Origin of the sequence: Achromobacter sp. (assembly GCF_049647645.1) — a bacterium.
Lineage (GTDB): Bacteria > Pseudomonadota > Gammaproteobacteria > Burkholderiales > Burkholderiaceae_B > Achromobacter.
The window spans coordinates 1-9,826 of record NZ_JBARYB010000182.1; the positions used below are offsets into that span (position 1 = coordinate 1).

Sequence of the window (9,826 nt, forward strand, 5' to 3'; positions counted from 1 at the left end):
CGGTGGTGGCTGCCGGCGTCGGCGGCGGGCGGAGCCTGCTCGGCGCAGCGCGGCTGTGCCTCCGGGCAGCGTGCCGCGAAGGCGCAGCCGCGCGATTCGGGCGTCATCACCGGCACGATGCCGGGCAATTCGGCCAGCCTTGCCGTATGGTCCTGGCCTTGGGCGAAGTCCGGCAGGGAGCGGATCAGCGCCTGGGTATAGGGATGCCGGGCGCGGTCCAGGATGTCGTCGACGCTGCCTTCTTCGACCTTGCGGCCGGCGTACATCACGATGACGCGCTGGCACATCTGCGCCACCACGCCCAGGTCGTGGGTGATCAGCACGATGGATGTGCCCAGCCGGGCCTGGATTTCCCGCAGCAGGTGCAGGATCTGCGCCTGGATGGTGACGTCCAGCGCGGTGGTGGGCTCGTCGGCGATCAGGACCTTGGGCTGGCATGCCAGCGCCATGGCGATCATGGCGCGCTGGCGCATGCCGCCGGACAGCTGGTAGGGATACTCGCGAACGCGGCGCGCGGGGTCGGATATCTGCACCAGCTCCAGCAGCGATTCGGCCTGCGCCATGGCGTCGCGCCGCGACAGGCCCTGGTGCAACATGAGGGATTCGCTGATCTGCTTGCCCACCGTGAACACGGGGTTCAGCGAGGTCATGGGCTCCTGGAAGATCATCGAGATCTGGTTGCCGCGGATCGCGCGCATGGCCTTCTCGGGCAGCGCCAGCAGGTCGCGGCCGTCGAACTCGATGCTGCCCTCCGCCACGCGGCCGGGGGCGCGCAGCAGGCGCATGATGGACAGCGACGTGACGCTCTTGCCGCAGCCGGATTCGCCCACCAGGCCCAGGGTTTCGCCGGGCATCAGGTCGAAGGATAGGTGGTCGACGGCGACCACCGTGGTCTCGTCGCCATCGAAACAGGTGGTGAGGTCGCGCACGCGCAAGACGGGTTGGGTTTGCATGTGCGCTCCTACAGCTTTTTGGCCAGGCGGGGGTCGAGCATGTCGCGCAGCCCGTCGCCCACCAGATTGACGGCCAGGACGGCCACGCCCAGGAACAGGCCCGGATACAGGATGATGTGGAAGGCCACGGCAACGAAGTTGCGGCCTTCGGCCATGATGTTGCCCCAGCTGGGGATCTGCGGCGGTATGCCCACGCCCAGGAAGCTCAGCACGGCTTCGGTCAGGATGGCGGAGGCCGCGATGAAGGTGGCCTGCACCATCAGCGGGGCGAACAGGTTGGGCAGGATGTGGCGCAGCAGGATCGCGGGCACGCGGGTGCCGGACGAAATGGCGGCCTCGATGTAGGGCTGTTCGCGTATCGTCAGCACCAGCGCCCGCACCAGCCGCACCACGCGCGGCACTTCGGGGATGACGATGGCAATGATCACGGTGCCCAGGCCGCCCTTCAGGGTGGCCATCAGGGCGATGGCCAGCAGCACGCCGGGTATGGCCATCAAGCCGTCCATGATGCGCATGATGAAGGCGTCCAGGCGGCGGAAGTAGCCGGCCGCCATGCCCAGGGCCACGCCGCCCACGGTGGCGACCACCGCCACCACGACGCCGACAATCAGCGAGACGCGGGCGCCCCAGACGGTGCGCGAATAGACGTCGCGGCCCAGGGCGTCGGTGCCGAAGAAGTGCTCCGACGAGGGCGGCTTCATGCGCGCCAGCGGGTTGATGTCCTGCGGGTCGACGGTGGCCAGCCAGGGCGCGGCCAGCGCGATCGCGGCCAGCGCCAGCAGGATGGCGCCGCCGATATACAGCATGGGATGGCGGCGCAGCGAGCGCAGGAGGCGTCGGTGGCGCGGACGCCGCGCGGGCAGGGACAGGGTGGTGGTAGTCATGCGTTGCCCCCGTTCAATAGCGGATGCGCGGATCGAAGAGCCGGTAGCTCAGGTCGACCAGCAGGTTGATCAGTACGTAGATGCCCGAGGCCACCAGCAGCACGCCCTGGATGACGGGATAGTCATGGCGCAGCACCGCGTCGATGGTGAGCCGGCCCAGGCCTGGAATCGCGAATACGGTTTCCGTGACCACCACGCCGCCGATCAGCAGGGCCACGCCCACGCCGATGGTCGTGACGATGGGATTGGCGGCGTTCTTCAGCGCATGCCACACGATGGGGCCGGCCGCGAGGCCCTTGGCGCGGGCGGTGCGGATGTAGTCCTCGGACAGGGCTTCCAGCATGGTGGCGCGAGTCATGCGCGTGAGCAGCGCCATGTAGACCAGGCCCAGGGACAGGCAGGGCAGCACCAGGTGGCGCAGATAGGGCACCACGCCGTCCGCCAGCGGCTTGTAGCCCTGCACCGGCAGCCAGCCCAGCTTGATCGAAAAGCCATAGACCAGGCTGTAGCCGATCAGGAACACCGGCACCGAGAACGCGCAGACCGCGCCTATCATGACCAATCGGTCCAGCCAGCGTCCCGCGTGCCAGGCTGCCAGCACGCCCAGCGGAATCGCCACGATCACCGCGAACAGCATGGTGAAGATGGCGATGGACAGGGTCGGTCCCATGCGCTGGCCGATCAGCTGCGAAACCGGCATCTGCGTCGACATGGAGGTGCCCAGGTCGCCGGTGGCGATGTGGCTGACCCAGATGCCGAACTGCTGCAGCAGCGGCTTGTCCAGGCCCAGGTTCTGGCGGATCTTCTCCACGTCGTCGGCGGTGGCGTTGTCGCCCGCGATCACCGCGGCCGGGTCGCCCGGCGACAGATGGATCAGCAGGAACACCACGACCGCGACCACGGCCATGACAGGAATGACGGCCGCGATGCGGCGCAGTATGTATTTCACGCTGGTTTTCCCCCGGCTTGCGGCCGGGCGCAAGCGCGCCCGGCCCCTGCCTTACGGCTTCTCGATGTTCCACATCACCGGGATGCCGGTCTTCAGCAGCTCGGTGTGCGTGAGGCCGCGGAACGCGGACACAGGCTTGAACTCGCCCCACATGACGTACGGCACGCTCTGGTAGGCGCGCGCCTGCATCTGCGCGGCGATGTCCTTGCGCCTGGCGGTGTCGGTTTCGCGGATCCAGCTGGTGCGCAGCGCATCGAGCTCCTTGTCGCAGGGCCAGCCCGGCAGGCTGTTGCCGCAAGCGGCGGACATCCAGGGATTGGTCACCGGCGTGCTGGCGTCGTAATAGCCGCCCCAGGTCAGGAAGACGTTCCAGCCGCCTTGCGCGGGCGGATCCTTCTTCAGGCGGCGTCCGGCCAGCGACGCCCAGTCCATGGATTGCAGGTCGACGTTGATGCCGGCCTTTTTCATGTTCTGCGTCAGCACCATCACGGCGGGGGCGCTCAAGTGGTCCGTGGGGTACAGGACCACGACCTTCTCGCCCTTGTAGCCGGCTTCCTGCAGCAATTGCTTGGCGCGCGCCGGATCGGTCTTGGCATAGGGCGCCGCGCCGGCGTCGCTGGCCAGGGGCGAGCCGCAGACGAAGAGGCTGGGGCAATAGTCGACTCGGTATTTCTCCGGGTAGCCCATGGCCGCCAGCATTTCCTTCTGGTTCACCAGGTGGTACAGCGCCTGGCGGGCGAGCTGGTTATCGAAGGGCGGATGCAGCGCGTTGAGGATGACCATGCCCTGCGTCGCGACGGACGTGTTCAGGGTGATGTCCTTGTTGGTTTCCAGGACGGGCAGGAAGTCGGGCGTGGTCTGTTCGATCATGTCGACCTCGCCGTTCATCAGGGCGGCGGTGGCCGTGTTGCCGTCGGGGATGTACACCCATTCGATCCGGTCCACCTTGACGTTCTTGCCGCCGGCCAGGCCGTCGGCCGGTTCGGCGCGCGGCACGTAGGCCGGGTTCTTCACGTACACGACCTTGTTGCCCGGCACCCATTCGTCGCGCTTGAACAGGAAGGGCCCCGAGCCGACCATTTCGGTCACCTGGGTGTTGGGGTCCGTCATGGCCAGGCGCTTGGGCATGATGAAGGGCGGCATGCCGGACGGCTTGGACAAGGCGTCCAGCACCAGGCCGAAAGGCTCCTTGAGCGTCAGCGTGAAGGTGTTGTCGCCGGTCGCGGCGAGTTCGGCGCCGGCGGCCATCATGGCCTGGCCCAGCGTGTCCTTCTTGGCCCAGCGCTGGATCGACGCCACGCAGTCCTCGGCCTTGACCGGCGTGCCGTCGTTGAACTTCAGGCCAGGGCGCAAGGTGAAGGTCCAGGTCTTGCCGTCTTCGGACGCGGTCCAGCTGTCCACCATCTGTGGCTTGACCTGGCCCTTGCTGTCCTGCGAGAACAGGGTGTCGAACACCATGTAGCCATGGTTGCGCGTGATGTAGGCCGTGTTGAACAGCGGGTCCAGCGTCTTGAGGTCCGCGTGCGGCACCAGGCGCAGGGTCTTGCTCTGCGCCAGCGCGCCGGTGGCGGCGCCCATGGCCAGCAGGGCGGCTGCGCCCAGCAAACTGAAACGTCTGATCATTGTTATCCCCTAGTTTTTTCCTGCGCCCATGCCGGGCGGTGATGGGTCGCGCCTCAGGCCGTGAACGGCCACTTCGGCAATTTGCGCTTGGTATAAGGCAGCGCGTTGTAGTCGGTTGTGATGGCGCCCGGCGTCTCCACGTAGATGACGTGGCGGCCGATCTTCGAGTACGAGGCGTAGAAGTGCTGCGACGATTTCACGATGACGAGTTTCATGGCCTGAAGGTCCACGCCGAACTGCGTGAACAGGTCGGTGCCCATGGCCTGGGTGCGGTTGGAGGTCAGCGCGATGGTCACGCCCTGGCTGCGCACGATGGCGGTGTCGCCCAGCAGCGCGGGCGTGCCGGCCAGTCCAGTCATGACGGCATCGCGCTTGAGCGCCAGGATTTCGCAGTCCAGGTCCAGCGGCTGGCCGGACACCGGCGCGACCTTGCCGCCGATGCGCAGCTGGATGCGCGCGCCTGCGCCCGCCTCGAAACAGAGCTGCACGACCACCGGGTCCCAGAACGGGCCGGTTGCGACGTCGCTGATACCGCGCGCCAGCACGCGTTCCAGAATGAAGGTGGCGTCGCTGGGGGCGCCGCCGCCGGCGTTGTCGGCGGAGTCCGCCAGCACCACCGGGAAGTCGTTCAGCGCCAGCGCCTGGTCCAGCGCCGCGTCGGCGCCGGGATAGGGCGGCGCCAACTGGTCGCGAAAGCCGATGATTTCTTCGCCCAGCGCGCGCGCCAGGGCGTCGGCCTGGGCCTGGTCGCCGTCGGTATAGACCAGCACCTTGGAGCCCATGTCGGGCGTGTCGCCCCAGGGGAAGCCATGCGCGATGGACACCGACAGCACGCCTTCCTTGCCTTCCATGGCGAGCAGGCGGTCGACGAAGCCGCGCATGGGTTCGCGGCTGGTGTGCATGATGGAGATCATCTCGCAGTCGTACACGGCGCGCGCGGGCTTGATGCGGCCTTCGGCGCGGGCCACGCACAGGTCCACCAGGTCGTAGGCGCGTTCCAGGATGTCGGTGTGCGGATATTCCTTGAAGCAGACCAGGAAGTCGGCGCTCTCCACCATGTCCGCCGTCATGTGGCAATGCGGATCCAGCTCGGCGCCGATCACGGCGTCGGGGCCCACGATCTCGCGTGCGCGGCGCAGCAGGTCGCCTTCGCAATCGTCGTAGCCGTCGGCCACCATGGCGCCGTGCAGGCCGAACAGGGCGATGTCGACCTTGCCCGCGCGACGCAAATCGTCCAGCAGTTCGTCGCGCAGGGTTTCATAGGCGTGGCGGGTGGTGATGCCTGCCGGCGTCGCGCCCGCGGTCAGGCCTTCTATCAGGGTCCAGTCCTTGCCCTGGGCGCGCTGGCGCGCCGCCCACAGCGGCCCCGAGAACATCTGCATGCGGTCCGGATGTTGGCCTGCGGGGTAGTAGCCGCGCGCCCGATAGGCGGACAGCCCGGTCGGGATGGGAGAGAAGGTGTTCGTCTCGGTCGCCAGGGACCCGGAAAATATTTTCATGCTGCCGCTCCGCGTAAGGATGTGCTCAGGGGGCGCAGGCGTTGCCGCGAGCGCGAGGGAAAGGCCGCACCGCCCGGCATGGGCCTGGCGGTGTCAAGCAATCGAACCGGCCCGCGTTGCGGGCTCAGGCTTCGGACACGGGGCCCGGCGTATAGCCGCCGCGGCCTGCTGCCGCGCCCAGCCAGGCCTGCACTTCGATTTCCACGTCCACGCCCATGGCCAGCTTGGCCTCGACCGTCGAGCGCGAGGGGAAGTCGGAGGAAAAATGGCTGCGGTAGGCGTCGTTGAACTGTGCGAACAGTTCCAGGTCCGTCAGCCACACCGTGACGCGCACCACGTCCTTGAGCGTGGCGCCGGCCAGGGCCAGCGTTTCCTTGATGCGCTCGATGGCGGCATGGGTCTGGACGGTGATGTCGCCGCGCACGACCTGGCCGTTGGCGTCCATCGGGATCTGGCCGGACAGGAACAGGAAGCCGCCGGCCTGGGTGGCGCGGGAGAACGGCAGGGGCAGGGAACTGGGGTAACGGGCTATGGTGGTCATGATGGACTCTCGCAGGCAAGGGGAAGGTTCAGCGCAGGCGCGCGGGCCGCACGGCCTCGGCATCCACGCCGTGCGCATGCAGATGGGCGGGCAGCGGCTGGCGCGTGAGCAGCGCGGCGGCCAGTTCGGAGGTCGCCGCGGCTGTCTGGATACCATAGCCGCCTTGCGCCGCCAGCCAAAAGAAGGAAGGAACTTCGGCATCCCAGCCGACCACGAAATCGCCGTCGCGCACGAAGGAGCGCAGGCCGGCCCAGGTGTGCTTGGGGCGGCGGATGGTGAGCGAGGTGGCGGTTTCGATGCGATAGATGCCGGTGGCCACGTCCAGCTCTTCCGGCACCACGTCGTGCGCGGCGACCGGATCGGCATTGGCCGGCGAGCCCAGCAATTGGCCGGCGTCGGGCTTGAAGTAATAGCTTTCGTCGACCCCGACTACAGCGGGCCAATGGGCAAAGTCCACATCCTGCGGACCGGAGAACGTGAAGGCGGTGCGCCGGCACGGCTGCAGGCCGACCGGCGCGGCGCCGCACAAGGCCGCGGCGTGATCCGCCCAGGCGCCGGCGGCATTTACCAGCGCCCGCGCCCGCAGGCTGCGACCGTCGGCCAATGCCAGGGTCCAGACGCCGTCCGCGTGCGCGGCCGACACGACCTCGGCATTGTTGTGCAGCGCCGCGCCCTGGCGCGCCATGCCGCGCAGAAAGCCCTGGTGCAGGGCGTGCACGTCGATGTCGCGGGCGTCGGGCTCTTCGATGGCGCCGCAGATCTGCTCGCCGCGCAGACAGGGCACGCGCTCGACGGCCTGTGCGGCGTCGATCAGCGTCACATTGGGCGATTGGCTGCGGAAATCGTCGTACACCTCGCGCAGCAGGTCCTGCTGTTCGGGCGTGGCGATGTACAGCACGCCGCGCGGGCTGAGCAGCGGATGCTCGCTGAAGCCCTGCGGCGGGTTTTCGTAGAAGGCGCGGCTGGCGCGCGTGAGCGCCTTGATCTGGGCCGTGCCATAGGTTTCCATGAACATGGCCGCGGACCGGCCGGTGGAGTGGTAGCCCGGCTGGGCCTCGCGTTCCAACACGGCGACCGAGGCCGTGGCGCTCAGGCGGTAGGCCACGGAAGCGCCGGCGATGCCGGCGCCGATCACGGCGTAATCGTATAGGGGTTCTGCTGTCATTTTGTCGGAAGCGAGAATTCTCTTATTTGATAATTCTCGAATACGATAGTTTTTTGGCGGCAGACAAGTAATAGGGGAAAGCCCCGATAGAGGAACTCAGGCGCTCAGATCAGCCGCGTGCCCTTGGGTCACGTCCATGCAGGTTCCTTGAATTGGGATGGCTTGGGTCTTGTTCGGGCTGATTGGCTTCATGGGCAGAACGGTTTGTTCCGCTGGATACTGTTTTTTTTGGCTCTTATGCATATTCGGAACAATCGCCGGTCGCTAGAATTCCTCATGCGTTTTCCCCTATCTACTCATCGGAAGGTCACATCGTCATGAGCAACGCTTATCTGGACGCCCTCAAGCAGCGTCGTACGCAGTATTCGCTGGGCCGCAACCTGTCGATCTCCAAGGAGGAACTGGCCTCCGTGATCCAGGACGCGATCAAGCACAGCCCTTCGTCGTTCAATTCGCAAAGCTCGCGCGCCGTGATCCTGTTCGGCGCCGAGAGCGAAAAGCTCTGGAACATCGCCATCGAACAGGTGCGCAAGGTCGTGCCGGCCGAGAGCTTTGGCCAGACCGAAGCCAAGCTCAAGAGCTTCGCCGCGGGCGTGGGCACCGTGCTGTTCTACGAAGACCAAGGCGTGGTGCAGGGTTTGCAGGAAAAATTCGCGCTGTACGCGGACAACTTCCCGGTCTGGTCCGAACAGGCGGGCGGCATGGCCCAGCTGTCGGTCTGGAGCGCCCTGGCCAGCGCCGGCGTGGGCGCCAGCCTGCAGCACTACAACCCGCTGATCGACGTCCCGGTCGCGGCCGAATGGAACATTCCGGCCTACTGGAAGCTGCGCGCGCAGATGCCGTTCGGTTCCAACGAAAACGGCTTTGGCGAAAAGGCGTTCATGGACGACGCCGAGCGTTTCCGCGTGATCGGCTGAGTTAGCCGGAGGCCTGGGGCGTCCGAGGCCAAGCCAGCTTAAAAGCCCGCGTTCCGCAACAGGAACGCGGGCTTTTGTACGTCCAGCTCCATGATTTCCGCCAGGCGCCGGCCAGCCCGGCCAGGTTCCCAGCCGGCTGTCGTCATCAGGCGCAGCGCCAGCTCCAGCACCTGGGCTGGCGTCAGGGGCCGCTCCGGGTCGCCGAGCGCGTCTGGCACTGCGTGCCGCAACGTCCGGCCATTCTTGAGCGTCACTGCAACCGCGGCGCCGAAATGGCCTGGATACCTTGCTGAGTAGGCGTCGGACGAGTGCGCGCTCGTGATGGCGCGCAAGCGCATGCAGGCTGGATTCGCGACGGCTTCGGAGCAGAAGTCGTCGACGCCGGGAGCGCCCTTGGACAGCGTTACGGCAACGGCGTGATGCAGGCTGAAGCGGGCTTCCAGATCGGTGGCCGGCCTGGCGCGATCGCAGAAGGCGATGGCGTCGGCATAGGTTTCCAGCCGGATCGCAAGAATGTTGTCCAGCGGAAGCTGTTGCCAGCCCTCTCGCGCTTGCCAGCCTTCGCGCAGCGTCAGGGCGGCATCGATGACCGGATGGGTATGGCGGCACGACGCCCAGGGCTTGAAAGTGGTCTGGTGGATTTTCCAAGGACCCTCTGCGTGAGCGCTTATCCGGTCGGGAAGCGGATCGGAACACATCGCGGCATAGAACCCCTTTTCTCCTTCCAGTACTCGCGCCGGGCCGCGGATTCCCGCGCGGGCCAGCAGCGCCGCCTGAACCCCTGTTTGTGCGGCGCGGGCGGCGTGCCACGGCTTGGCGTCGCATGGGTCCAGGCGGACCTGCCACAGGCCGGAAGACTGCGTGAGCGCCAGCGCCAGCGCGTGGGCGGTCCGCGCGGCATCCAGTTCCAGCAGGCTGGCGGCAGCCGCCGCCGCGCCGGCCGTGCCGCAGGTCGAGGTGTTGTGCCAATGTTCGTAGTGGCCCCTGCCCACGGATTCGCCGATCCGGATCATTGCCTCATACCCACGCAGGACAGCAACCAGGACGTCGGCGCCGGTGGCGCCGACTTGCCTTGCGGTATGCAGGGCGGCGGGAATGACGATCGGGCCGGGATGCACCAGCGCGCCGCGGTGGAAGTCGTCCAGCTCATGCATGCAGCCCAGCGACGCGTCATGCAGCAGGCGGCTCCAGCTATCGTCCGGTCCCGGCGCTGTCGGATGCGGCAAGGCATAGCCTCGTTGCAGCATGGCTGCCTGGGGTGTGGCGGCGGCGAGCGCCGCGGCGCCGGTCCAGGC

Annotated in this window: 9 protein-coding genes; 1 reads left to right on the forward strand and 8 read right to left on the reverse strand. The window is 67.2% G+C overall.

The features are described from left to right. The 7 genes from WBB14_RS20520 to WBB14_RS20550 all read right to left on the reverse strand — a co-directional run. Positions 1 to 953: ABC transporter ATP-binding protein (locus WBB14_RS20520; protein ID WP_424241472.1), on the reverse strand; the 953-nt coding region annotated here is incomplete at its 3' end. An 8-nt stretch (positions 954 to 961) separates the two neighbouring features. Further along, positions 962 to 1,837 (reverse strand): ABC transporter permease, encoded by an 876-nt coding sequence (locus WBB14_RS20525; protein WP_424241473.1) that lies wholly within the window; start codon positions 1,835 to 1,837, stop codon positions 962 to 964. Positions 1,838 to 1,850: 13 nt separating this feature from the next. Then, complete coding sequence (locus tag WBB14_RS20530; RefSeq protein WP_013391996.1) at positions 1,851 to 2,786, reverse strand: ABC transporter permease; 936 nt, start codon at positions 2,784 to 2,786, stop codon at positions 1,851 to 1,853. 51 nt (positions 2,787 to 2,837) lie between these two features. Continuing rightward, positions 2,838 to 4,409 carry an ABC transporter substrate-binding protein gene (locus WBB14_RS20535; RefSeq protein WP_424241474.1) on the reverse strand — a complete coding sequence of 524 codons (1,572 nt, stop codon included), beginning with the start codon at positions 4,407 to 4,409 and terminating at the stop codon, positions 2,838 to 2,840. Between the two features lie 53 nt (positions 4,410 to 4,462). After that, positions 4,463 to 5,908, reverse strand: coding sequence for a M81 family metallopeptidase (locus tag WBB14_RS20540; RefSeq protein WP_424241475.1), 1,446 nt, complete (start codon positions 5,906 to 5,908; stop codon positions 4,463 to 4,465). Between the two features lie 124 nt (positions 5,909 to 6,032). Beyond that, positions 6,033 to 6,449 (reverse strand): RidA family protein, encoded by a 417-nt coding sequence (locus tag WBB14_RS20545; protein ID WP_424241476.1) that lies wholly within the window; start codon positions 6,447 to 6,449, stop codon positions 6,033 to 6,035. Positions 6,450 to 6,477: 28 nt separating this feature from the next. Beyond that, positions 6,478 to 7,614 carry an NAD(P)/FAD-dependent oxidoreductase gene (locus WBB14_RS20550; RefSeq protein WP_424241477.1) on the reverse strand — a complete coding sequence of 379 codons (1,137 nt, stop codon included), beginning with the start codon at positions 7,612 to 7,614 and terminating at the stop codon, positions 6,478 to 6,480. Positions 7,615 to 7,931: 317 nt separating this feature from the next. Between WBB14_RS20550 and WBB14_RS20555 the strand changes: the two genes are divergently transcribed. Next, positions 7,932 to 8,531, forward strand: a complete 600-nt coding sequence (locus tag WBB14_RS20555; protein ID WP_424241478.1) for a nitroreductase family protein — start codon at positions 7,932 to 7,934, stop codon at positions 8,529 to 8,531. A gap of 38 nt (positions 8,532 to 8,569) precedes the next feature. On the opposite strand, the gene WBB14_RS20560 is transcribed toward WBB14_RS20555, so the two are convergent. After that, positions 8,570 to 9,826: MmgE/PrpD family protein (locus WBB14_RS20560; RefSeq protein WP_424241479.1), on the reverse strand; the 1,257-nt coding region annotated here is incomplete at its 5' end.